The sequence below is a fragment of the Microcella sp. genome, assembly GCF_025808395.1.
In the GTDB taxonomy this organism is placed as follows: domain Bacteria; phylum Actinomycetota; class Actinomycetes; order Actinomycetales; family Microbacteriaceae; genus Microcella.
Genome location: NZ_CP075524.1, coordinates 1,615,582 through 1,638,366, shown reverse-complemented (window position 1 = coordinate 1,638,366; position 22,785 = coordinate 1,615,582). Strand labels below are relative to the sequence as shown.

The following is a 22,785-nucleotide window of genomic DNA, read 5'->3' as shown; positions in this document are numbered from 1 at the left end:
TGAGTCTCGAGCAGACACAGAAGGAGTCGATGGTGACGAAGCGCTACGTGGTGCGCACAGGAGACGATGCCGACTACCGCCACCCGGGAGCGCTCGCCCCCGACTCTGAGGGCTACACCCGCTGGCGCGCAGTCGGCTTTGACGACGGGGCCGCGCACACCGACTTCGGCATGTCGCGCCTCGAACCCGGCGGCGCGATTCCCACCCATGTTCACTCTGTCGAGGAGTCGTTTCACCTCATCGAGGGTGAGGTGCTGCTCGTCACGCCGGAGGCCACCGTGCACCTGGTCGCGGGTGACTACGGCGTCATCCCCCTGGGTGTACCCCACTCGTGGGCGTCGGTCGGCGACGTGCCCGCAGTGTGGAGCGACATCTATTCGCCTCCGCCGCGAGAGGAGCACGGCTACGACACCTATCGGGTGCCCGACATCGCGCCCGGAACCCCGATCGCGGTCGACCCTCGCGACCCTCGTACGCGCTCATTCGGCGCGATCACGACCGAGCAGATGAACCCCGGCAAGCAGTCGCAAGAGCTGCTCGCGCAGTCGGCGAGCATGCGCACTGCCCTGCTCGTCTACAGCGGCATCTCGCTCAAGATGATGGTCGACAGCGACCTGGGCTCAGTGCTGCACACGATGTTCATGGTGCAGTACGAGCCCGACGGTGTCGCGGGGCCGCACGACCACCCCCTCGAAGAGGCCTATCTCATTCTCGACGGCGAGGTCGATGCCACGTTCGACGGCTATGAGGTGCGCATGAAGCCAGGCGACATCGCCTGGGCAGGTGTGGGGTGCGTGCACTCGTTCAGGGCCGTGGGCGCACCCGTGCGCTGGCTCGAGACCCAGTCGCCCCAGATGCCTGCGCGCCACGCCTATCGCTTCGCGCGCGACTGGAACTACCTCACCGACAAGCTCGGCTCTGAGTAGCCCAGCACCGATCGCACGCCCGAACGCTCAAGGAGGAGCAGTGACTCAGCGCACCATCGTCGTCATCGGCGGAACATCCGGAATCGGTCTCGAGCTCTCGAAGGAGATCGTCGCCCGCGGCGATCGTGTGATCGTGACGGGGCGCGAGCAGGAGCGGGCCGAGGGCATCGCAGCCTCGATCGGTGAGGGTGCGACGGGCATCGGCGTCGACATCTCTGAACCCGAGACGATCGCGGGCAGTCTCGCGTCGATCGGGCGGGTGGACGGTCTCGTGCTCGCCGCGATCGAACGTGACGCGAACACCGTGCGCGAGTACGACATCGCGAGGGCGAGGCGGCTCGTGACCCTCAAGCTCGTCGGCTACACCGAGACCGTGCACGCGCTGCTCGACCGTCTCGAGCCGACCGTCGACACCGGCATCGTGCTCTTCGGCGGGCGAGCGAAAGACGCGCCGTACCCAGGATCGACGACGGTCGCCACGATCAACGGCGGCGTCGAGGGGCTCGTGCACTCGATGGCGCTCGAGCTCGCACCGATGCGGGTCAACGGCCTGCACCCCGGCATCATCGGCGACAGCCCGTTCTGGGCCGACAAGCCTGCGGCGGTGCTGCAGGGCTATGAGTCGCGCACTCCGGGCGGCAAGCTCGCCACGATGGCCGACATCGTCGGCGCGACCCTCTTCTTGCTCGACAACCGCGGCGTCTCAGGTACGAGTCTGTACGTCGATCGTGGCTGGAGACTCACGTAGAGAATCACTCCTGGGACTAGATATATTCACCCGCATCGAACTACGATTTACCCACGCTACACAACGCTGTGTACCTTTACTGAATTGCTCAATGAGGAGGAACTCATGACCGATGCCGTCGCGCCCCGCGCCGCCGACTTCGCTCCCGGCCGACCCGTCGTCTTCCGCAACGCCACGGTGATCACGGTCGAATCGGCGGGAGTGCTCGAGAACGCCGACGTTCTCATCACCGACGACACGATCGCTGCAGTCGGTCACCACCTCGAGGTGCCTGCTGGCACTCTCGATATCGACGCCCAGGGCGGCATTCTCATGCCCGGCATGATCGACACTCACCGCCACATGTGGCAGACAGCACTTCGCGGCTACGGAGGCGACTGGGCGCTCAGCCAGTACTTCGTCTTCTACTACCTGACCTGGGGCCAGGTGTTCCGCGCCGAAGACATCGCCGCGGGCAACCAGCTGAGCGCCCTCGAGTCGATCGACCAGGGCGTCACGACGACGGTCGACTGGTCTCACGCTCTGCGCACCCCCGACTACGCCGACGCGGCGGTCGAGGCGCTCAAGAGCATCCCCGGTCGATTCGTTCTCGCCTACGGCAACTACCTCGGGGCTCCGTGGGAGTGGATGAACGAACCGGGCTTCCAGTCATGGGTCAAGAATTTCAAGGCCGACGACATGATGGGTCTGCAGGTGGCCTTCGATGTCAACTCGGGCCCCGACTTCCACGAGAAAGGCGCCTTCGAGGCCGCGCGTGAACTCGGTCTGCGCGTCACGACGCACGCCGGCGTCTGGGGCGTCAACGGAGACCCGAACATCGAGTACATGTACGAGAACGGATTCATGGACGACACCGTCACCTACGTGCACGGCAGCTCGCTCGGGCCCGACAGCTATCACAAGATCGCGGCAACGGGGGGAACGATCTCGATCGCGACCGAGAGCGAGCAGAGCGCGGGCCAGGGGTATCCCTCGGCGTGGGTGGCCAAGAAGTACGGCATCACCGCCTCTCTGTCGATGGACACGAGCGTGTGGTGGAGCGCCGACTTCTTCTCGGCGATGCGCGCGACCCTCAGCTCGTTCCGCTCGCGCGACCACCTCGAGGCGCACAACAACGGCGACACGGTCAACGTCAACCGCATGAAGGCCGAAGACGCTGTCTGGCAGGCGACCATGGGCGGTGCGCACACGCTGGGCATGGCCGACAAGCTCGGCTCGATCACGGTCGGCAAGAAGGCAGACCTCGTGCTGCTGAAGAACGACGAGTCGCCCGCGATGACGCCGATTCTCAACCCGTACGCCCACGTCGTCTACCAGGCCGGCACCGCCGACGTGCACACGGTCGTCGTGAACGGCAAGGTCGTCAAGTACGACGGCGAGCGCATCGGGCTGCCGCTGAAGCCCGTCGCCGACCGCGTCGCGGCCTCGGTCGAGCACGTGCGAGGCGAACTGGGCGAAGACGCCTGGAAGGAGTGGATGAACCCCGCTCTTCCCGAGGACGAGCCCATCGCCAACCCCTACCTGTACCTCGACGACGAGAAGTAGTCGCGACGCGTGCTGTCGGGGGCGTGCCGGAGTCGGCACGCCCCCGATGCGCGTGGGAGGAGAAGTGCGCGGGCTCAGCGTGCCGCGAGAGCCATCAGCAGTTCTGCGTTGCCGGGCTGGGGAGCGAGCTCGCCGCGTTCGATGCGACGAGCCACCTCGACGAGGGCGTCGTTCGCCGGGGTGGCGACCCCGAGCTCGACTCCGCGACGGGCCACGAAGCCGTTGAGCTGCTCAGCTTCGCTGCGGCGGCCCTTGCGCCAGTCGTGCAAGACAGTGGTCGTCGTGCTCGGCAGCACGAAACCCCGATAGAGAGCATCCAGCAGCACCTCGACCAGTGAGTCGACCCTGGCGATGTCGTCGTCACTGAGACCGAAGATCGGCAGGATGGTGCGGCCGTCGCGCGACCCCACCTCGAGAGCTTCGTTGCCCGCGCGCACCATCACGTCGCGCATGCCCGGTGTGTCGAGGGCCGCCATCATCGGCAGGCCGAGGGCCGCGGTCGAGACGAGCGTGGTGCAGTTGCTGACGAGCTTCATCCACTTGGCCGAGAGGATGTCGTCGACGAGGGCGACCGTGCCCGCCTGGCCGAGCACGGCCGCGGCCTCCGCGAGTCTCGGATGCCCGCCGGGTGCGAGCGAGCCGAGGGCGAACCACGACCGCTCGGCGGGGGTATGGCGCATGACGACGCCGGGAACCTCCAGCTCGCTCGACACTTCGATGACGCACCCGAGCGTGCGACCGACACCGACGACGTCGGCGATCGTGCCGGCAGTCATGCCGTTCTGCACGCCGATCAGTAGACCATCGTGAGCGAGGTGCGGCTCGATGAGGCGGGCGGCCCAGCCAGCGTCGTAGGCCTTCATGAGCATGAACACGATGTCGAAGGGCTCACGCAGGGTCGCCACCTCGCACAGGTGCAGTACGGGAATGCGCGTCACCGTCTCGCGGTCGGGCATCACGACCCTCAGTCCGTCACGGCGAATGGCCTCGACGTGCGCCGGCCACTGCTCGATGAGCGTGACGTCGACTCCGGCGCGAGCAAGATCGGCGCCGATGCCGCCACCGTTGGCTCCGGCACCGAGCACGGCGATGCGCAGATTGCGCTCGCCATCACCCGCCATCACGCGCCGCCTGCGAGCAGCGTGTCGAGCAGATGGATGCCCCGCTGAAGCTCACCGCGCTCGATGCGCTCGGCGAGGTCGACCACGTGGGCGTTGACGGGCGCGCCCTCACCGCTTCGGGCGAGTACGTCGGCGACGAGCCCGTTGAGCTCGCGGAACTCTGAGCGGCGGCCCTTCATCCAGTCTTGCAGCACGGTGGTGCGGGTGTCGGGCAGCGAGTACTTGTCGAGCACCTCGCCGAGCAGTCGCGCTGCATACGACTCGGGGTCGGTCAGCTCGTCGTCACTCAGGCCGAAGATGCTGACGAGTCGACTGCCGTCTGCGAGGGCGGCTCGCGCGGCCTCCGCACCGGCGCGGATCATGAACTCGTGCACCCCGGGCAGCCGCACGGCATCGGCGAGGGGCAGGTCGAGAATCGCCGAGGGCACGAGCTCGCCCGCATTGGCCACGAGCTTCATCCACTTCGACGACCGGATGTCGTCTGAGATCTCGACAGTGCCGGTGCAGCTCATGATGTCGCGCACGACCTCTGCCCGTGAGTGCGCTCGAGCGTCGACGCCTCCGACGGCGAACCATGAGTCGGCGGGGGCGTTCTGGCGGTTGACGATGCCAGGGTCGAACAGGTTCGACGCCATCTCGATGACGGCACCCAGCGTGCGATGCGGCCCGACGACGGCGGCGATGTCGTCCATCGTCATGCCGTTCTGCACCCCGACCACCACGCCGTCGTCGGCGAGCAGGGGTGAGATCAGCTCGACTGCCCAGCGGGTGTCGTATGCCTTGACCAAGACGAGCACGATGTCGAAGGGCTCGCGCAGCGTGGCGACGTCGCAGAAGTGGATCGGCTGCGCAGGGGTGATGACCGTCTCTCGGGGCATCCGCACTTCGATGCCGCGCTCGCGCATGGCGTCGACGTTGGCGGGCCACTGCTCGATGAGCGTCACGTCGTGCCCAGCCCTGATGATGTCGGCCGCGATGCCGGCGCCCTGGGCGCCGGTTCCGAGCACGGCGATGCGAGGTCTGGTCATGGATGAGCCTCCTTGCTCTGGGCAGCACGCCCACCTGCGGAGCGTCACGTGTGCAGTTCAGTGAAACATACTGCAGCACATCGCTCTCTCCCATGCGAGACGAGCACTGGTACTTGCGGCACTTGCGGGGGCCGCATGCCCCGTGTGTAAAGTATGGCTGAAACTCGAAGGAGAGTCTGCGTGAACACTATCGACCTTCAGCCCGTGCGTCGAGATCGCCCCGTGCAGGGCGACGGCGCCCGCACCGCATCGCGGCTCAGTCGACTCGAGCGATCGTGAAGGCGCTCGTCTTCCGGGGTGCAGCAGATGCGACGGTCGAGAACCTCGAGGTTCCCGAACCCGGGCCCACCGAGGTGCTCGTCCGTGTCGCCGTCTGCGGGGTGTGCGGCAGCGATGCGGCAGAGCTCGATCACGGGCCGATTCTCACGACTGCACCCGTCGTGCTCGGGCACGAGTTCTCGGGCGTGGTCGAGGCGGTCGGCACTGACGTCACGACGCTCAAGGCGGGCGACCATGTCGTCAGCGGCGCCGGCATCTCATGCGGTGCATGCCGGCCCTGCCGTCGAGGCCGCACCAACCTGTGCGTCGACTACCGCACCGCGGGTCTGCAGATCAACGGGGGATTGGCCGAGTACACCGTCGTGCCGGCGACGACTCTTCTCGACGTGACCAGTTCTGGGCTCTCGCTCGACACGCTCGGGCTCGCGCAGCCGATGTCGATCGCCGTGCATGCAGTGCGCCGCAGCGGCGTGAGCGCGGTCGATGACGCGATCATCGTCGGTGTCGGCGGCATCGGGGCGTTCTTGACCGTCGCGGCCTCGGCGATCGCTGCACGGGTGCTCGTCGTCGACATCGACCCCGATCGGCTCGACCTCGCATTGAAGCTCGGCGCTCATCACGTCATGAACGCTCGTGAAGGCTCACTGGCAGAGCGCATCGAGGCTCTCGGTCTTCACCCCGACGTGCTGTTCGAAGTCAGTGGCACTCGAGCCGGGCTCGACTCGGTGCTCTCGGCGGCCCGCCCGGGTTCGACGATCGTTCCGGTCGGCATTCAGCGAGACGAGGTCGCCGTGCCCTTGGCGCAGTGGACGGTGCGCGAGTACACCGTGGTCGGCACCAACGCGCACGTCTTCGCCGACGACCTTCCCGATGCCGTGCGTCTGCTCGCGACGCGCGACGACTGGAGCGATGTCGCGCCGCTCGTCCTCCCCCTCGACCAGGCAGTGGCCGAGGGCATCGAGCCGATCCGCACGGGCTCTGCCCACCGCATCAAGACCCTCATCGACCCATCGATCCAGGCCGCCAGGGCAGCCGATCACAGAAGGAGCTAAACCATGCGCACTCTCATCACGAATGCCGCCATCGTCTCGATGGACGACAGCATCGGAGACCTGTCTCGCGGAGACATCTTGATCGACGACGGCGTGATCGTCGCCGTGGGTGAGTCGATCGACGCCGCTGACGCCGAGGTCATCGACGCGTCGACGATGATCGCGATGCCCGGCATGGTCGACACCCACCGGCACACCTGGCAGACGGCCCTGCGCGGCATCCTCGCCGACGGCAACATTCCCGACTATCTCCGTGGCATCCGCCTGCAGATGGCACCGCGCTATCGAGTAGACGACATGTACGCGGGCAACTACGCCGGGGCGCTGGACGCCCTGAACTGCGGCGTGACCTCCATCGTCGACTACTGCCACAACATTCTCGACCCCGATTGCGCGCACGCCGCGGTGACGGGGCTGCGCGATGCGGGAATCCGTGGTCTCTACGGGCACGGGCTCACGCCGATCACGACCAACACCTGGAGCGAGAGCAAGGGCGGCTCAGACGCCGACTCCGACCCCGCAGATCTTGAGACGCGCGCTCGACTCGCGCGCAGCATCCGTGATGAGTACTTCTCGTCAGACGGCCTGCTGCGATTCGGCATCGCTCCTCAAGAACTGGCGATCGCGCCGGTGGCGACCGTGCAGAAAGAGTTCGCGCTCGCGCGCGAGCTCGGCGCGCGCATCACGATGCACGCCAACCAGGTCATGGTGCGGCAGCTCTTCAAAGATGTCGAGGTGCTGCACGAGCACTCGCTGCTCGGCGACGACCTGCTGCTCGTGCACTGCACGTTCAACACCGACGAAGAGTGGCGCATGCTCGAGGGCACCGGCACGATGGTGTCGGTCTGCGCCGAGACCGAGATGCAGATGGGCATGGGGTATCCCGCGATCGCGGAGGTCACTCGCCACACGCCTGGCCCGAGCCTCGGCATCGACTGCGTGAGCGGCGACAGCGGCGACATGATCTCGCACGCCCGTCTCGTGCTGCAGGCCAGCAGGTATCGCGCCGATGAGCCCGGGTATCAGCAGTGGGTCGCCCCGCAGACGATGGCATGGACGACTCGGGATGCCCTCCGCTGGTTGACCATCAACGGGGCCCACGCGGCGGGTGTCGGCGACCTCGTCGGCTCACTGACCCCCGGCAAGCGGGCAGACATCGTGCTGCTCGAGATGGGGGGCATCAGCCAGGCCGGGTGGAACCGCAATGACCCCGCGGGCGCCATCATCGCGCAGGCGCACGCCGGCTGCGTCGACACCGTGCTCGTCGACGGCAAGGTCGTCAAGCGTGGCGGTGTGCTGGTGCACGTCGACCTGCCGGGGGCCCTGCGCACGCTCGATGAGTCGCACGAGTACCTCTATGACCAGATGGAGCAGCACGGGGGCTTCATTCCCCAGCCTCCGATCGACATTCCGCTGTACCGCGAGCGCGCGTGACGCGCCGTGGGTGAACACTCCGCGAGCTGCGCGCGCTGTTGTTCAACTGTGATGAACAAAATCGTCAGTCAGGCTTGACGAGCGTTCAGTCACACTCCTACTATGACCGCAGTACACCACGACGCGATGCGGCGCCCCAGGGCGTTGTCTCGCCCGATCCAGGAGTCAAAGACGACATGAGTACTCGAACCCTGCTGCGTGGCGGCACCGTGATCACGTCGGCCCGTGCCGGCGAGGTTCTCACCAACACCGACATCCTCATCGGCGCCGACGGCAACATCGAAGCCATCGGCCACGGGCTCGAGGCTGCAGACGCGGTCGTCGTCGATGTCTCCGGTCGCATCGTGCACCCCGGATTCGTCGACACGCACCGGCACACGTGGCAGTCGGTCGTGAGGCACGTCGCCTCAGACTGGTCGTTGACCGAGTACCTCGCCGGCCTGCACACGGGCCTCAGCAAGTACTTCCGCCCAGAAGACACGTACACCGGCAACTACCTCGGGGCTCTCGAAGCACTCGACTCGGGCATCACGACCCTCGTCGACTGGTCGCACAACCTGGCCACGCCGGCACACGCCGATGCTGCCGTGCAGGCGCTCATCGACACCGGCATGCGTGCGGTCTTCGCCCACGGCGGTGGATCTCAGCAGTGGGGTGCGCTTCCCTCGACGAACAACCACCCGGCCGACGACGCCCGCCGCGTGCGCGACCAGTACTTCAGCTCGGACGACCAGCTCGTCACGATGGCGCTCGCGCTGCGCGGCCCGCAGTTCGTCGTGCCCGAGGTCAACACGCACGACTTCCAGCTGGCGAAAGACCTCGACCTCCGCGTCACGATGCACGTCGGCGACGGCTACTGGGGCAAATCGGGGCCGATCCGCAAGCTCAAAGACGAGGGCCTGCTCTCAGACAAGATCACGTACGTGCACTGCTGCACCCTCGGTGATGACGAGCTCGACATGATCGCCGAATCGGGCGGCACAGCATCCGTCTCGCCCGACGTCGAGATGCAGATGGGTCACGGCTACCCGGCCACGGGGCGGCTGCTCAAGGCAGGCATTCGGCCGACCTTCTCGATCGACGTGTGCAGCTCGAACGGCGGCGACATGTTCGGCACGATGCGCACTGCGATCGGCATGCAGCGCGCCCTCGACAACGCGCCGAGCGTCGACACCGGTGAAGTGCTGCAGCGCATCGGGCTCAGCGTCACCGAGGTCATGCAGTTCGCCACGATCGACGGTGCGAACGCGGCCGGTCTCGGCGCGCGCACGGGTTCGCTCGAGGTCGGCAAGGCCGCTGACATCGTCGTGCTCGACGATCGCTCGCTGGCCCTGACCCCGATGAACAACCCGATCGGAGCAGTCGTCTACTCTGCCCACCCCGGTCTCGTGCGAGACGTCTTCGTGCAGGGTCGCCAGGTCAAGAAAGATGGAGCGCTCGTCGGGGTCGACATCGCGGCGCTGCGGGCACGCGCCGAAGCGTCGCGCGACTACATCGTGGGGGAGATGCCCGAGGCCAAGCTCGACGGCACCTGGCACCCCGAGCTTGCGTCTCAGGGCTGATCGGCCATGACTGCCGTTCACGAACGACCGCAGGGCAGGCCAGACATCATCGATCGGGCCTCGCTCGCTCGCACGATCTGGTCGTGGCCCGGAACCCGAGCCTTCGTCGCCGTCGCGGTGCTGTTCGCCGTGAGCCCCCTGATCGCCATCGGAAGCGTCAGCGAGACGGCGATCGTCTCGATGCTTCCCTTCGCGGCGTTGACCGCCATCGTCGCGGTGGGGCAGACCCTGGTGATTCAGCAGGGAGGGCTCGACCTCTCGGTGCCCGGCGCCATCACGCTAGGCGCTCTCATCGTCGCCAAGTTCGGTGGCGACGAAGACTGGGGGCTCGGCACCGCCATCGTCGTCGCCGTCATCGCCACGTCGCTCTTCGGGCTGCTGAGCGGCGTCGTCATCGCCGTCTTCGGGCTTCCACCGCTGGTCGTCACAATCGCGAGCAACGCCCTCATGATCGGCGCCGTGCAGGCGATCTCAGGAGGGTTCAATGCCCAGACCACCGATGAGCTCAGCAGCTTCGCGCTGACTCGGGTGTGGGGCGTGCCGGTCTTGGCGTGGTTCGCTCTCGTGATCGTGATCGCGGTGCACGTCGTGCTCAAGGGCACTCGCATCGGCCGCCGGTTCGAGCTCGTCGGCGAGAACCCTCGCAGCGCTGCGAACATCGGGGTGGCGACGCGCGGCTACATCATCTCGGCCTACTGGCTCTCGACGGCCCTGGCCGCCGCGGGCGGCGTGCTGCTCGCCGGGTTGCTGCGGTCGCCCACTCTCACGGCGGGCAACGACTACCTGCTTCCCTCTATCGCTGCCGTCGTCCTCGGCGGCACCGCGCTCACGGGAGGCCGAGGCAGCATCGTCGGCACGGCCCTCGGAGCCCTCTTTCTTGCACAGCTCAGCCAGTTGGTTCAGACCTTCACTCAGGCAACGGCCGTGCAGAACATCGTCCAGGCGCTCATCATCGGCGTCGGGATCGTTGCTCAGCTTCAACTGGGCGGCAACCCGGGAAGGCTCAAGAGCCTGTTCCGGATCTCGAGAAACACCCATCCCTAGCACCACCTACTCAACGAGGAGTTGTGCAATGAGCATGACATTGATGAGCAAGAAGCTCATATCAACGGCGTCTGCCGTCGGTGTGGCCGCGCTGATCCTGACCGGCTGCACGTCGACCAATGCTGAAGCACCAACCGACGGAGAAGCTCCCAACAACCTGGTGGCAGACATCGCCGCCGGGTCAGTGGGAACGGTCGACCAGTTCATCACCATGGACCAGGTCTGCCCGACCGAAGGCGACCCGATCACGGTCGGCGTCGTCGACGGCATCGGAACGAACAGCTGGTCGAAGACGGTGCTGGCTGAGATCGAGAGCGAGGCGGCACAGTGCCCCCTCATCGAGAGCGTTGAATTCGTCGCAGGACTCTTCGATCTCGAAGCGACCACGAGCGGCATCACGAGCCTCGCGGCCAAGGGCACCGACATCATCCTGGTGATCCCGGATGCCGGTCCCGGTGAGGCACACCTTCCCGCCATCCGTCAGGCAACCCAGGCCGGATCGATCGTCGTCAACTTCGCCGCCGACCCGCAGGGACAGGCCGGAGTCGACTACCTCGACTACGCCGACCAGTCTCCTGAGTTCGTGGGCATCTCGAAGGGCGAGTGGATCGTCGATCAGCTCGGCCCGGAGGGCGGCAACCTGGTGTTCCTCGGTGGCCCCGCTGGCGCGCTCGTGTCGACGCAGGAGTTCGACGGCCTCGAGAAGGTTCTCGCCGAGAACCCGCAGATCACCCTGCTCACCCCTGAGCCCGTCGTGACGAACTGGGACCCTGCACAGGCGCAGCAGGCCATGGCCGGCCTGCTCTCGCAGTTCCCGCAGATCGACGCGATCATTGCTGACTACGGTGCAGCTGCGGCTGGCGTCATCCGCGCCTACGAAGCGGCTGGCCTGTCGCTTCCGCTGCTGGCGACCACGGATGACAACTCGCTGAGCTGCAACTTCGACGCACTCAAAGAGACCAACCCGGCCTACGAGCTGGCGACCGTCTCGTCGCGCACGTGGATCGGTCGCGTCGCCCTCCGCAAGGCGGTTGCCGCGTTCTACGGCGGTTCGAACCCTGAGCCGTCGATCTACAACCTGGCGATCGTCGAAGACTCGACGGGAACCGCGCCCGGTTCGATCAAGCCCGGCCAGGCCTGCCTGCCTGACGCTCCGCCGGACGCGACTCCGTCGACTCTGCTGACCGCAGACGAGATCGCCGCGCTGTTCAACTAATCACGAAAGCACCGATGACCATGGACTCCGCCCTCACCCTCACGGGTATCACCAAGACCTACCCAGGCGTTCGCGCGCTCGACGATGTCAGTGTGTCGATCGCGCCTGGAAAGGTTCACGCGATTCTCGGTGAGAACGGTGCGGGCAAGTCCACGCTCGTCGGAGTCGCCGCAGGGTCGGTCGTGCCGGATTCCGGCACGATCGGCCTTGCCGGCGAGTCTCTCGCCCGCATGCAGCCGCGCGACGCGCGCGAGAGCGGGCTCGCGATCGTGTACCAGACCCCGGCGCTCGCGCCCGCGCTGAGCGTGCTCGACTCGGTGCTCTTGCTCTTGCCCGAGTCTCGCCGACCTCGTCGCAGCGAGGCAGCGGCGTGGCTCTCAACGCACTTCGCCAGTCTCGGGTTGAAGGTCGACCCCTCTGCACTGGTCTCGAACCTGTCGCTGCGCGACGCGCACCTCGTCGAGATCGCCGCCGCGCTCGCGAGCGAACCGCGTGTGCTCGTGCTCGACGAGCCTACTGAAGCGCTCGGCCCTGAAGAGACTCGGTGGCTCTTCGATCGCATCGCCGAGCTTCTTGCCGACGGCACGGCGATCGTGTACATCACCCACCGGATTCCCGAGGTCATCGAGATCGGCGACGACCTCACCGTTCTTCGTGACGGCAAAGTGGTCGGTCGTGGCCTCGTCGCCGACTACGACGAAGAGCAGATCGTCGAGCTCATCGTCGGGCGATCGCTCGAGACCACCTTTCCCGACAAAGCGACCGTGGCGGCCGACGCCGAGCCCTTGCTCGCCGTGGCGTCGCTCTCGTCGGCCGGCTTCAGCGATGTGAGCTTCACGGCCAAGCCGGGCGAGATCATCGGGCTCGCCGGAGTCGAGGGCAACGGTCAGCGCGAAGTGCTGCGCGCTCTCGGAGGCCACGGCACGACGACGGGTGTCGTCGAGCTCGACGGGCACGAGATCTCAGTGCGATCACCGCGCTCAGCCAAACGTGCCGGAGTCGTCTATCTGCCCGGCGACCGAATCGGTGAAGCCATGTTCGGCAAGATGACGATTCGCGAGAACGTCGTCGCGCCGTCACTGCGCGAGGCGATGCCGTTCGGCTTCGTGAATCGATCTGCCGAGTACCGCCTGACCCGCCAGGCCATCGAGGGCCTTGCCGTCAAGACCCCCACGCTCGAGACGTCGATCGTCTCGCTCTCGGGCGGCAGCCAGCAGAAGGTGCTGCTCGCACGGGCGCGCCTCGGCAACCCCCGGGTCTTGCTGGTAGAAGACCCCACTCAGGGCGTCGACGCCGGTGCTCGCGTCGAGATCTACTCCTTTCTTCGAGCAATGGCCGAATCGGGCACCGCTGTGGTCGTGCTGTCGACCGATGCGGTCGAGCTCGAGGGCCTATGCGACAGAGTCGTGGTCTTCTCGCGCGGGCGGGTGCAGGCCGTGCTCAACGGAGACGACGTCACCGAGCGTGCGATCACCGGTGCCGCGGTCTTGTCGACCGACACCTCTGAGTCGACCACCATCACCGCAGAGACGGGAATGCGCCGCCGGCGATCGCCGCTCGGCCCCGGGGGAACCCAGGCGACAGTCTTGCTGGGCCTCGCCCTGACGTTGAGCCTCGCGACCACACTCGTCTCTTCGGCCTTCTTGAGCCCGCTCAACCTGAGCCAGCTGCTCGCTGCGTCGTCGGTCATCATTCTCGTCGGCCTCGCTCAGCTCTTGGTGGTCATGACGGGCGGCATCGACCTCAGCATCGGTTCAGTCGTCGCACTGTCGACTGTGGTGATCTCGTTCTTCGGCCAGGCCGGGCCAGGCTTCTTCGCGCTCGGGGTGCTGCTGGCGATACTCGCCGGTCTCGCAGTGGGCGTCGTGAACGGTCTGCTGGTCACGAGACTCGGGCTGCCCCCGGTGATCGCGACACTCGTGACATCGATCGCCGTCGTCGGCGTCGCTCAAGTGCTGCGCCGTGCCCCGGGCGGTTCGGCGACTGGCGACATCATGGCGGCCATCGGAACAGTCATCGCCGGCATTCCGGTCGTGCTGATGATCGCGGTCATCCTCGCCGTCGCGCTCTGGTTCGTGATCGAGCGCACCAACCTGGGTCGCGGCCTGCGAGCCGCCGGGTCTGACCCGGTCAAGGCGAACCGAATGGGCGTCAATGTCGACCGCATGCGCTTCTACGCCGCCGTCGGTGCGGGCGTACTGGCATCGATCGCCGGCCTCATCCTCTACACGCGCACCGGCATCGGTGACGCGAACACGGGCCAGGCTCTCACCCTGACGTCGGTGACGGCGATCGTCATCGCGGGCGCCAGCATCTTCGGCGGCTCGGGCTCGGCGATCGCGGTGGCGGCCGCCGGATTGCTCTTGCAGACGATCACGAGCGCTCTGAGCTTCTTGTCGCTGGGACTCTCGTGGCAGTACTGGCTGCAGGGCATCTTCGTCATCCTCGCCGCCTTGATTCCCATCGTCGCGACGTGGAGGCGCAAGAGAGCGGCGCTCCCGTAGACCTCCCGAGCTTCGACCACCCAGTGTCAGAGACTCGACCAACGACCCATCACGATTGGACACGAAGAGACCATGAAGAGCACCGGAACCACCGGCATGAACGCCGTCGACTGGGAGGCACGCGTCGACTTCGACCGCTTGCGCACTGATCGGCTTCTGCGGCTCAAGGCGCAGCTCGAGAAGTCTGAGGTGGGGGCGCTGCTCGCGTTCGACTTCTCGAACATCCGGTACATGACGTCGACCCATATCGGTACGTGGGCGATGGACAAGCTCATTCGCTTCTCACTCATCACTCGCAAGACCGACCCGATCATGTGGGACTTCGGCTCGGCGGCGAAGCACCACTCGCTCTACAACCCGTGGCTCGATCAGACCCACGCCGAGGCAGACGCCGACCCGCATGCGCCCCACCATGGTGCGACGCGCCCTCGACTCGAGAGCGGCTCGCGTGCTGGCATCTCGACGCTTCGCGGAGCGTTTCCGCCAGACGCCGGCATCGCTGAAGAGGTGGCTCGCAAGATCAAGCGCGAGCTCGACAAATTCGGTCTCGCGAACGAGCCGCTCGGCGTCGACGTGATCGAGCTGCCCATTCTGTTCGCGCTGCAGAAGGAGGGCATCCAGGTCGTCGACGGCCAGCAGGTGTTCATGGAAGCTCGCCGCATCAAGACCGGTGACGAGATTCGCCTGCTGACGCAAGCCGCCTCGATGGTGGATGCGGCCTACGAGAACCTGTACGAATTTCTGCGACCCGGTGTGCGCGAGAACGAGACCGTCGGGCTCGTCGCCAAGACCCTCTACGACCTCGGCTCTGAGTATGTCGAAGGCGTCAACGCGATCTCGGGCGAGCGCTGCTCGCCGCACCCGCACGTGTTCAGCGACCGACTGATTCGCCCAGGAGACCCGGCGTTCTTCGACATTCTGCACAGCTTCAACGGGTACCGCACCTGCTACTACCGCACCTTCGCGGTGGGCTCGGCGAGCCAGGCTCAGAAAGACGCATACACGCGCGCCCGGGAGTACATGGATCGCGCGATCGCCCTCGTGAAGCCCGGCGCCACGACGGCCGACATCGTGGCGGTGTGGCCGAAGGCTCAAGAGTTCGGGTTCGCCGACGAAGAAGCGGCGTTCGCCCTCCAGTACGGTCACGGAGTCGGGTTGTCGATCTGGGAGAAGCCGATCTTCTCGCGGCTGACCTCGTTCGACCACCCCGAAGTGATCGAAGAGGGCATGGTGTTCGCGCTCGAGACCTACTGGCCGGCGGCCGACGGCTGGGGCGCCGCGCGCATCGAAGAAGAGGTCGTCGTGACGGCCACCGGGTGCGAGGTCATCACCAAGTTTCCGGCCGAAGAACTGCTCGTCGCCGGCAAGCGCTACTACTCGGTGGGCGGCGAGCTGAGCACGCTGCGCGATTCGCAGTCGCACCTCAACACCGTCGACGGCCGCGGCGGGGCCTGACCCCGGCGCGTGCGGCCAGACTCAGCGTTCGGGGGTCAGGCCGCTGCGTCGTCGAGTGACCTCGGCGACGGCCGACCAGTCGAGCTCTCGCAGCTCGGGGTCGGCGGCCGCTGCCTCGAAGAGCTCGTGCAGCACCGGAGCGATCGGCAGCGATACTCCGCGATCGGCGGCTGCCTGCTCGGCGAGGCCGAGGTCTTTGAGCCCGAGGCTCATGGCGAAGCCCACGGGCTGGTAGCGCTGCTCGGCGATGATCGGAGCGTAGCCCTTGTGTGCTGCGCCGCTGAACGCGGTGTGCGTGAGAATCTGCACGAACTCGCTCGAGTCGATGCCGGCGGCTTCGACGAGCGCCACCGACTCGGCGATCGACTGCATGGCGCTGATGAGGCTGTAGTTCACGGCGATCTTGACGACGCTCGCCATCGTGACGTCTGCGCCGAGATTCCAGGTTCGCTGCCCGAGCGCCTCGAGAGACGGCATCGCCGCCGCGACCGACTCGGGGTCTCCTGAGGCGACGACCAGCAGGCCGCCGGTGGCGGCGATCGTCGAACGACCGAGCACCGGTGCCTGCACATAGCCGACGGCGTGCCGCTCATGCCGATCGGCGAGCTCTCGGGCCGCCGCTGGGCTGATGGTCGCGTGGTTGACGTGCACCCGTCCCGTGGGGATGCTCGCGAGCAGTTCATCGCTGAACAGCGTCAGCAGCGCCTCATCATCGGCGAGCATCGAGTGAACGACCGGTGCCGCCGCGAAGACCGCTGCGGGAGTCTCGGCCGCCGTCGCCCGTTCGTGCTGCGTGAGCTCGAGCACCGCGCGTTCACTACGATTCCACGCAGTGACGGCGAACGCTTGGTCGAGCAGCCGTGTCGCCATCGCCGAGCCCATGGCGCCGAGGCCGATGAATCCGACGGCAGGCCGCGTGGTCGTCACGAGTTCACCGCGCGGGTACGCGTCGTGTCAGTCGCTGCGTTCTGCATGGGGGTCGTCCTCACCGTCGAGCCGTGCGCGCGGAATGTACAGTAATACTTTACAGCGAGCCGGGCCACTCTCGCCAGGATGTCAGCATTCGTCACGTGAAATGCGCGTACTGCGAAGGAGTTCGACTAGGCTTGCGCCACGGAACTGTTCACCAACACTGACGATGTGACATTCCCTCGGGGGTCGGCGGACGAACGCGAAAGGTGCGACGATGCAGCTAGATGTAGGCGCGGAGTTGCGGCGCGTTCGTGAATCTCGCAAGCTCAGTCTGCGGGCTGTCGCCTCAGCCGTGGGAGTCTCGGCGAGCCTGCTCTCGCAAGTGGAGACCGGCAAGACCCAGCCCTCGGTCAGCACGCTCTACGCGCTGGTCAACTACCTGGGCATCTCGCTCGATGGCCTCATGGGCCACAATCGGTCGACCGCGGCATCTCTCGCGCTCGGCGACTCCGACGCGAGTGCGCACGGGGCGGGCTCGCGCGAGAGTGACTCGGTCGTGCAGCGCCGTGAAGACAACCCCGTGATCGAGATGGAGAACGGGGTCACCTGGGAGCGCCTGGCTGTCGGCGACTCGGCGGTCGCTGATCCGCTCATCGTCACCTACGCTCCCGCCGGTTCGTCGTCGGTCGAAGGAAAGATGATGCGCCACGCCGCACTCGAATACGGAGTGCTGCTCGAGGGTCGACTCACTCTGCGCATCGACTTCGAGACCTACGAGCTCACACCCGGAGACTCGTTCTGCTTCGACGCGCAGCGACCGCACCTCTACACGAATCAGGGCGATGAGCCCGCGCGCGGCATCTGGTTCGTCATCGGCCGCCGCGAGATGGCGTATCAGTCGCTCGCCGATCTCGGTCACGACGACGACGCAGAGGCCAGGCCGATCGCCTCGGCCGTCGACGTCTTGCAGGCGATGAAGTCGATGAAGCCCGGGGCGACCACGTAGGCCGACGGGTCAGTGCGGGGTCTGCTCACCGTGAGGCGCGGCGAAGACTTCAGGGTGACTCGAGAGCTGTCGACGCGTGCGTCTGATGTGTGTCGCGAGCAACGACTCGGCGGCGTCGATGTCGTGATCGCGCAACGCCGAGACGATGAGGCGATGCTCATCGTGCACCGTCTGACGTGAGCGGGCATCCATCAGGCGGGTGTACACGCGACGGTAGGCCTGGGTGCGGTTCCACAGTCGGTGGACGAGCTCAGTGAGCACGACCGTGCGCGCGCCCGAGTAGGTGGTGAGGTGAAACTCCCGGTCGAGCGCCAGAAACTGCTCGGGGTCGGTCGAGCTCGACATCGCATCGGCGAGGCCGTCGAGGTGGTCGATGACTGACGCGTCGAGCAAGGGCGCGCTCATGCGCAGCAGCAGCGGCTCGACGCGTTCGCGCACCCGGTAGATCTCTTGACACTCGGCGAGGCTCAACGACGAGACCCATGCGCCGGTGTTCGCGACCAGAGTGACCAGCCCGTCGGCGGCGAGCATACGCAGAGCCTCACGCACCGGCACGCGGCTTGCGCCAGTCTGGGCCGCAATCACCTCTTGCCTGATGCGAGCGCCGGGTGCGTACTCGCCGCGCACGATCGCTTCGCGAACAGCCTCGGCGACATGCGCTGCAGCGGCACCATGCTCGGGCGCCTGGGTCATGGTCACTCCTGTGGTCGGGCAGGATGCCAGAGTACGACGTCACTCTCGCGCTCGTAGGCCTTGCCGTTCGGAAAGCTCACGAGCTCGAGCTGCATGCCCCACGGGCTCAAGAAGTAGAGCCAGCGCTGGCCTTCGCTCGCGTTGCGGCTCGCGGTGGGCTCACCGAGCAGCCGCACGCCCTGCTCGCGCAGGTACTCGGCGGCCGAGTCGAGGTCGTCGACGTAGAAGGCCAGGTGGTGGCCGCCGATGTCGCTGTTGCGCGGTTGACCGAGCTGGCCGTCGGCGGGCTCCCACTGAAAGATCTCGAAGTTGGGGCCGTGCCCGCAGCGGAAGAACCGCAGCTCGCGCATGACCGAGCGCGGATGCACGCCCAGGTGCTCGCGCATCCAGTCGTCGTCTCGTTCGAAGGGGCCGAGGGTGTACACATACTCGCAGCCGATGACGTCGACGAAGAATCTGTGCGCTTCATCGAGGTCGGGCACCGTGAACCCGATGTGCTCGGTTCCTCTCAACCCGGGAAGAGCCATGTCGACATCCCTCCTTTGCGACGACTGGATGCAATCCTAGCCCCATCGTGCACAAGCGGGCCAGTGAACGGCGCGAAACTCTTGAGATTGGATGCAATCACGCGTACAGTGGCCGCCATGCCGAAACAACGACGTTTGGAAACCACCGCTCCGTGGGTCGAGCTGAGCACGACGGCCGCCGATTGGAAGGCCGCCGACCCCGCACTGCTCGCGACGATGCTCGGCCAGCTGCACCTCATCCGCGCCTTCGAAGAACGCGTGCTCGACCTCGCTGCCGAGGGCCTCGTGCACGGCCCCGCCCACTCGTCGATCGGTCAAGAGGGGGGCGCGGTCGGCTCGATCGTGGGCCTGCGCTCGACCGACGCCGTGAACGGCTCGCACCGCGGCCACCACCAGTTTCTGGCCAAGGCTCTCACGCACGTCGCCCAGAATGGGCTCGCGCTCGACGCTCTCGTCACGCCCGAGATTCAGACCGTGCTGCAGAAGACCCTCGCCGAGATTCTCGGCCTCGCGCAGGGCTACTGCCGCGGTCGCGGCGGCTCGATGCACCTGCAGTGGTTCGAGGCCGGTGCTCTCGGCACGAACGCGATCGTCGGCGGCGGCGCACCCATGGCCACCGGCAACGCGTGGGCGCAGAAGCGCTCGGGCACGACCGACCTCACGATCAACTACTTCGGCGACGGCGCCGCTCAGATCGGCTCGGTGCTCGAATCGATGAACCTTGCCGCGGCGTGGAAGCTTCCGGTCTGCTTCTTCGTCGAGAACAACCAGTACGCCGTCGCCACGCGCATCGACGAGAGCGTCGCCGACACCCGGTTGTCGGTGCGCGGGCAGGGCTTCGGAATTCCGTCGTGGCGGGTCGACGGCATGGACCCTCTCGCCGTGCACCTCGCGATGCAGCAGGCCGCCGAGGTCATGCGCTCTGGCGGCGGCCCCGCGGTCGTCGAGGCCGAGGTCTACCGCTTCTTCCACCAGAACGGGCCGTACCCGGGCAGCGCTTTCGGCTATCGCACGAAAGAAGAAGAGGCCGAGTGGAAGAAGCGCGACCCGCTCGACCGTGTCGCGCGCGAGATGATCAAGCTCGGTCACATCGACGAGGCGGGCGTCGAGAGCGTGCGCGCCCAGGCGATCGCGGCGTTGGATGCGGCCACCGAGCCTCTGCTCGAGGCCGACCCCGAGAAGCAGGGCCGTCGGCGCATCCGCCCCGAGCTCTGGCCAGACCCGACCTTCGTCGACGTCGGGGTGCGGGGTGACGCAAGCGAGCTCGAGGGGCTCACCGTGCTCGACCCGAGCACCTCAGACGCCGCGCGCGAGGAGTCGAAGTTCGTCGACGCCGTCGCGGGCGTCATGGAGCGCCGGATGTCGCAAGACGACCGCATCGTGGTGCTGGGGGAGGACATCCACCGGCTCAAGGGCGGCACGAACGGCGCGACGAAGGGTCTTGCCGACGCTTTTCCCGACCGGGTGCTCGGCACCCCGATCAGCGAGAACGCCTTCATGGGCCTCGGCGGCGGGCTCGCCCTCGACGGCCGCTACCGCCCCGTCATCGAGTTCATGTACCCCGACTTCATGTGGGTGGCCGCCGACCAGGTGTTCAACCAGGTGGGCAAGGCCAGGCACATGTTCGGCGGCGACAACCCCGTGCCGCTCGTGCTGCGCACCAAAGTCGCCATGGGGTCTGGCTACGGCTCGCAGCACCTCATGGACCCAGCTGGCATCTTCGCGACGAGCCCGGGCTGGCGCATCGTCGCCCCGTCGACCGCCGCCGACTACGTCGGCCTCATGAACGCGGCCCTGGCGCTGCAAGATCCTGTGCTCGTCATCGAGCATGTCGACCTGTATGGCGAGAAAGACGAGGTTCTCGCCGACAACCTCGACTACATCATTCCGCCCGGCACCGCGGCGGTGCGTCGCGAGGGCGGCGAGGTGACGGTCATCAGCTACCTCTCGATGGTGCGGCACTGCATCGAGGCGATTGAGCAGACGGGGGTGGATGCTGAGCTCATCGACCTGCGCTGGCTCGACCGCGCGTCGATCGACTGGGCGACGATCGAGTCGAGCGTCAAGAAGACGAACGCGGTGCTCATCGTCGAGCAGGGAGCCCTCGGCACGAGCTACGGCGGCTGGCTCGCCGACGAGATTCAGCGCCGGTTCTTCGACTGGCTCGATCAGCCGGTGCAGCGCGTGACGGGCACCGAGTCGTCGCCGTCGATCTCGCGCGTGCTCGAGCGGGCGGCGATCGCCCGCACCGAAGAAGTGGTCGCCGCTCTCGAAGCCGTGCGGCGCAACGCGGGAGGGGCAGCCTGATGGCCACCACGATCCGCATGCCCGAGGTGCTCGCGAACGTCACCGAGGCGGCCGTGCAGAAGTGGCTCGTCGCCCCCGGCGATGCGATCGCCGTCGGTCAGCCGTTCGCTGAGATCGAGACCGAGAAGGCCGTCGTCGAGTACACCGCCGAGACGGCGGGCACCGTGCTCGAGCTGCTCATCAAGGAGGGCGACAACGTCGACGTCGGCGCCCCCATCGCGATCGTGGGGGAGGCGGGGGAGGTGGCCCCCGCCTCTCCTGCGGCCGAACTGGCCGCGAACGCCGCCGAGCCCGACACGGCGGGCCCCGCAGAAGGCGAGGTCGAAGAGCAGGCCGTCGCAGAGGCTCCGCAGCCGCCCGCTCTCGCTGACACCGGTGAGGAGAGCGCTGAAGAAGGGTCAAGCGAAGCGTCGAGTGAGAGCACTGGCCGCCGCTTCATCAGCCCGCTCGTGCGGCGACTGGCCCGTGAGCACGAACTCGACTTGAGCACAGTGCGCGGTTCGGGCCCCGACGGCCGCATCGTGAGGGCCGACATCACGGCGTTGCTGAGCGGCGAGCGCCCGTCGGCTTCTGTCTCAGCGCCGAAGGCGAACGCTGCCACCACGGTCGCGACAGCACCCAGCACGACCGCTGAGCCCGAGCTGATCCCGCACAGCCGCATGCGCCGAACGATCGCTCGGCGGCTCACCGAGAGCAAGAGCACGGTGCCGCACTTCTACCTCACGGCAGAGTGCCGCGTCGATCGCCTGCTGGCGCTACGGGCCGAGATCAACGCGATCGACGGGGTCAAGATCTCGGTCAACGACCTCGTCGTGAAGGCCGTGGCCGCCGCGTTCGGCGATGTGCCTGAGGCCAACACCACGTGGAGCGACGAGGGCCGGCTGCGTCACCGCACGGCCGACATCGCCATCGCCGTGTCGCTCGACGACGGTCTCGTGACGCCCGTCGTGCGCGGCGTCGAGTCGCTCACGGTCACGGCGCTGAATGCAGCGATCACCGACCTCGCCGCGCGAGCTCGCGCGGGCGCGCTCAAGCAGCATGAGATCGAGGGCGGCAGCTTCGCCGTCTCGAATCTCGGCATGTTCGGCACGCAAGAGTTCAGCGCCATCATCAACCCGCCGCATGCCGGCATTCTCGCCGTGGGCGCTGCGCGCCAGGCACCCGTCGTGGTCGACGGCGCGCTCGAGGTGGGCACGGTCATGACGGTGACGCTCTCGGCCGATCACCGGGTGATGGATGGCGCTCTGGCCGCGCGCTGGCTCGCCGCCTTCGTCACCCGCATCGAGAACCCGGTGTCGATTCTCGCCTGAGCGCCGCAACCTTCGCAGCGCTGAAGAACTGCAGAACTTTCACCACTCGCGGTCGCGGCTGGTGCTTGTCGGCCGCGGCCGGGAGATAGTGTTCCCCTGGTCGATGATGACCTGAA

18 protein-coding genes are annotated in these 22,785 nt (G+C 67.0%); 13 read left to right on the top strand and 5 right to left on the bottom strand.

Going from position 1 to position 22,785, the window contains the following annotated elements; genetic code table 11:
* The first annotated feature begins 29 nt into the window (after positions 1 to 29).
* The 3 genes from KIT89_RS07945 (at position 30) to KIT89_RS07935 (ending at position 3,219) form a co-directional block, all read left to right on the top strand.
* Positions 30 to 926 (top strand): cupin domain-containing protein, encoded by an 897-nt coding sequence (locus KIT89_RS07945; RefSeq protein WP_297600020.1) that lies wholly within the window; start codon positions 30 to 32, stop codon positions 924 to 926.
* 40 nt (positions 927 to 966) lie between these two features.
* Entirely contained in the window at positions 967 to 1,674 is a 708-nt protein-coding gene (locus tag KIT89_RS07940; RefSeq protein WP_297600017.1) for an SDR family NAD(P)-dependent oxidoreductase, read from the top strand.
* Between the two features lie 105 nt (positions 1,675 to 1,779).
* Positions 1,780 to 3,219: an amidohydrolase family protein gene (locus tag KIT89_RS07935; RefSeq protein ID WP_297600014.1), complete on the top strand. Its 1,440-nt coding sequence runs from the start codon at positions 1,780 to 1,782 to the stop codon at positions 3,217 to 3,219.
* A gap of 74 nt (positions 3,220 to 3,293) precedes the next feature.
* Here the strand turns inward: KIT89_RS07935 and KIT89_RS07930 are convergent, their stop codons facing one another.
* Together KIT89_RS07930 and KIT89_RS07925 are read right to left on the bottom strand one after the other, a co-directional pair.
* On the bottom strand, positions 3,294 to 4,340 hold the full coding sequence (locus tag KIT89_RS07930) for a ketopantoate reductase family protein (protein ID WP_297603939.1): 1,047 nt from the start codon (positions 4,338 to 4,340) through the stop codon (positions 3,294 to 3,296).
* Positions 4,340 to 5,368, bottom strand: a complete 1,029-nt coding sequence (locus KIT89_RS07925; RefSeq protein WP_297600011.1) for a ketopantoate reductase family protein — start codon at positions 5,366 to 5,368, stop codon at positions 4,340 to 4,342. The genes KIT89_RS07930 and KIT89_RS07925 overlap by 1 nt, the downstream gene beginning before the upstream one ends.
* 275 nt (positions 5,369 to 5,643) lie before the next feature.
* Between KIT89_RS07925 and KIT89_RS07920 the strand changes: the two genes are divergently transcribed.
* The 7 genes from KIT89_RS07920 (at position 5,644) to KIT89_RS07890 (ending at position 15,914) form a co-directional block, all read left to right on the top strand.
* Positions 5,644 to 6,699: an alcohol dehydrogenase catalytic domain-containing protein gene (locus KIT89_RS07920; RefSeq protein WP_297600008.1), complete on the top strand. Its 1,056-nt coding sequence runs from the start codon at positions 5,644 to 5,646 to the stop codon at positions 6,697 to 6,699.
* A gap of 3 nt (positions 6,700 to 6,702) precedes the next feature.
* Positions 6,703 to 8,133 carry an amidohydrolase family protein gene (locus KIT89_RS07915; protein ID WP_297600005.1) on the top strand — a complete coding sequence of 477 codons (1,431 nt, stop codon included), beginning with the start codon at positions 6,703 to 6,705 and terminating at the stop codon, positions 8,131 to 8,133.
* A gap of 176 nt (positions 8,134 to 8,309) precedes the next feature.
* The gene (locus KIT89_RS07910) at positions 8,310 to 9,695 is read left to right on the top strand and encodes an amidohydrolase family protein (protein ID WP_297600002.1); all 1,386 of its coding nucleotides are present in this window, start codon (positions 8,310 to 8,312) and stop codon (positions 9,693 to 9,695) included.
* 6 nt (positions 9,696 to 9,701) lie between these two features.
* Positions 9,702 to 10,739 carry an ABC transporter permease gene (locus tag KIT89_RS07905; RefSeq protein WP_297599999.1) on the top strand — a complete coding sequence of 346 codons (1,038 nt, stop codon included), beginning with the start codon at positions 9,702 to 9,704 and terminating at the stop codon, positions 10,737 to 10,739.
* Positions 10,740 to 10,767: 28 nt separating this feature from the next.
* Entirely contained in the window at positions 10,768 to 11,955 is a 1,188-nt protein-coding gene (locus tag KIT89_RS07900; protein WP_297599996.1) for a substrate-binding domain-containing protein, read from the top strand.
* Between the two features lie 14 nt (positions 11,956 to 11,969).
* Positions 11,970 to 14,459 (top strand): ATP-binding cassette domain-containing protein, encoded by a 2,490-nt coding sequence (locus KIT89_RS07895; protein WP_297599994.1) that lies wholly within the window; start codon positions 11,970 to 11,972, stop codon positions 14,457 to 14,459.
* Between the two features lie 72 nt (positions 14,460 to 14,531).
* Positions 14,532 to 15,914: a Xaa-Pro peptidase family protein gene (locus tag KIT89_RS07890; protein ID WP_297599991.1), complete on the top strand. Its 1,383-nt coding sequence runs from the start codon at positions 14,532 to 14,534 to the stop codon at positions 15,912 to 15,914.
* A gap of 21 nt (positions 15,915 to 15,935) precedes the next feature.
* Here KIT89_RS07890 and KIT89_RS07885 read toward each other — a convergent pair whose 3' ends face one another.
* Entirely contained in the window at positions 15,936 to 16,841 is a 906-nt protein-coding gene (locus KIT89_RS07885) for an NAD(P)-dependent oxidoreductase (protein ID WP_297599988.1), read from the bottom strand.
* Between the two features lie 259 nt (positions 16,842 to 17,100).
* Here KIT89_RS07885 and KIT89_RS07880 point away from each other — a divergent pair, with 259 nt between their 5' ends.
* Positions 17,101 to 17,832: a cupin domain-containing protein gene (locus KIT89_RS07880; RefSeq protein ID WP_297599986.1), complete on the top strand. Its 732-nt coding sequence runs from the start codon at positions 17,101 to 17,103 to the stop codon at positions 17,830 to 17,832.
* Between the two features lie 9 nt (positions 17,833 to 17,841).
* On the opposite strand, the gene KIT89_RS07875 is transcribed toward KIT89_RS07880, so the two are convergent.
* Both KIT89_RS07875 and KIT89_RS07870 read right to left on the bottom strand, forming a co-directional pair.
* Positions 17,842 to 18,525: a GntR family transcriptional regulator gene (locus KIT89_RS07875; protein WP_297599983.1), complete on the bottom strand. Its 684-nt coding sequence runs from the start codon at positions 18,523 to 18,525 to the stop codon at positions 17,842 to 17,844.
* A gap of 2 nt (positions 18,526 to 18,527) precedes the next feature.
* Complete coding sequence (locus KIT89_RS07870) at positions 18,528 to 19,052, bottom strand: VOC family protein (RefSeq protein ID WP_297599980.1); 525 nt, start codon at positions 19,050 to 19,052, stop codon at positions 18,528 to 18,530.
* A gap of 117 nt (positions 19,053 to 19,169) precedes the next feature.
* Here KIT89_RS07870 and KIT89_RS07865 point away from each other — a divergent pair, with 117 nt between their 5' ends.
* Positions 19,170 to 21,359: a thiamine pyrophosphate-dependent enzyme gene (locus KIT89_RS07865; protein ID WP_297599978.1), complete on the top strand. Its 2,190-nt coding sequence runs from the start codon at positions 19,170 to 19,172 to the stop codon at positions 21,357 to 21,359.
* Positions 21,359 to 22,669: a dihydrolipoamide acetyltransferase family protein gene (locus KIT89_RS07860; RefSeq protein ID WP_297599976.1), complete on the top strand. Its 1,311-nt coding sequence runs from the start codon at positions 21,359 to 21,361 to the stop codon at positions 22,667 to 22,669. Before KIT89_RS07865 ends, KIT89_RS07860 begins: the two co-directional genes overlap by 1 nt.
* The last annotated feature ends 116 nt before the right edge of the window (positions 22,670 to 22,785 follow it).

What these genes read in the sequence shown, in the direction of transcription:
- KIT89_RS07945 (WP_297600020.1), top strand. Translation starts at nt 30, where the DNA reads ATGGTGACGAAGCGCTACGTGGTGCGCACAGGAGACGATGCCGACTAC.
- KIT89_RS07935 (WP_297600014.1), top strand. Translation starts at nt 1,780, where the DNA reads ATGACCGATGCCGTCGCGCCCCGCGCCGCCGACTTCGCTCCCGGCCGA.
- KIT89_RS07930 (WP_297603939.1), bottom strand. Translation starts at nt 4,340, where the DNA reads ATGGCGGGTGATGGCGAGCGCAATCTGCGCATCGCCGTGCTCGGTGCC.
- KIT89_RS07925 (WP_297600011.1), bottom strand. Translation starts at nt 5,368, where the DNA reads ATGACCAGACCTCGCATCGCCGTGCTCGGAACCGGCGCCCAGGGCGCC.
- KIT89_RS07915 (WP_297600005.1), top strand. Translation starts at nt 6,703, where the DNA reads ATGCGCACTCTCATCACGAATGCCGCCATCGTCTCGATGGACGACAGC.
- KIT89_RS07910 (WP_297600002.1), top strand. Translation starts at nt 8,310, where the DNA reads ATGAGTACTCGAACCCTGCTGCGTGGCGGCACCGTGATCACGTCGGCC.
- KIT89_RS07905 (WP_297599999.1), top strand. Translation starts at nt 9,702, where the DNA reads ATGACTGCCGTTCACGAACGACCGCAGGGCAGGCCAGACATCATCGAT.
- KIT89_RS07900 (WP_297599996.1), top strand. Translation starts at nt 10,768, where the DNA reads ATGAGCATGACATTGATGAGCAAGAAGCTCATATCAACGGCGTCTGCC.
- KIT89_RS07895 (WP_297599994.1), top strand. Translation starts at nt 11,970, where the DNA reads ATGACCATGGACTCCGCCCTCACCCTCACGGGTATCACCAAGACCTAC.
- KIT89_RS07890 (WP_297599991.1), top strand. Translation starts at nt 14,532, where the DNA reads ATGAAGAGCACCGGAACCACCGGCATGAACGCCGTCGACTGGGAGGCA.
- KIT89_RS07880 (WP_297599986.1), top strand. Translation starts at nt 17,101, where the DNA reads ATGCAGCTAGATGTAGGCGCGGAGTTGCGGCGCGTTCGTGAATCTCGC.
- KIT89_RS07875 (WP_297599983.1), bottom strand. Translation starts at nt 18,525, where the DNA reads ATGACCCAGGCGCCCGAGCATGGTGCCGCTGCAGCGCATGTCGCCGAG.
- KIT89_RS07870 (WP_297599980.1), bottom strand. Translation starts at nt 19,052, where the DNA reads ATGGCTCTTCCCGGGTTGAGAGGAACCGAGCACATCGGGTTCACGGTG.
- KIT89_RS07865 (WP_297599978.1), top strand. Translation starts at nt 19,170, where the DNA reads ATGCCGAAACAACGACGTTTGGAAACCACCGCTCCGTGGGTCGAGCTG.
- KIT89_RS07860 (WP_297599976.1), top strand. Translation starts at nt 21,359, where the DNA reads ATGGCCACCACGATCCGCATGCCCGAGGTGCTCGCGAACGTCACCGAG.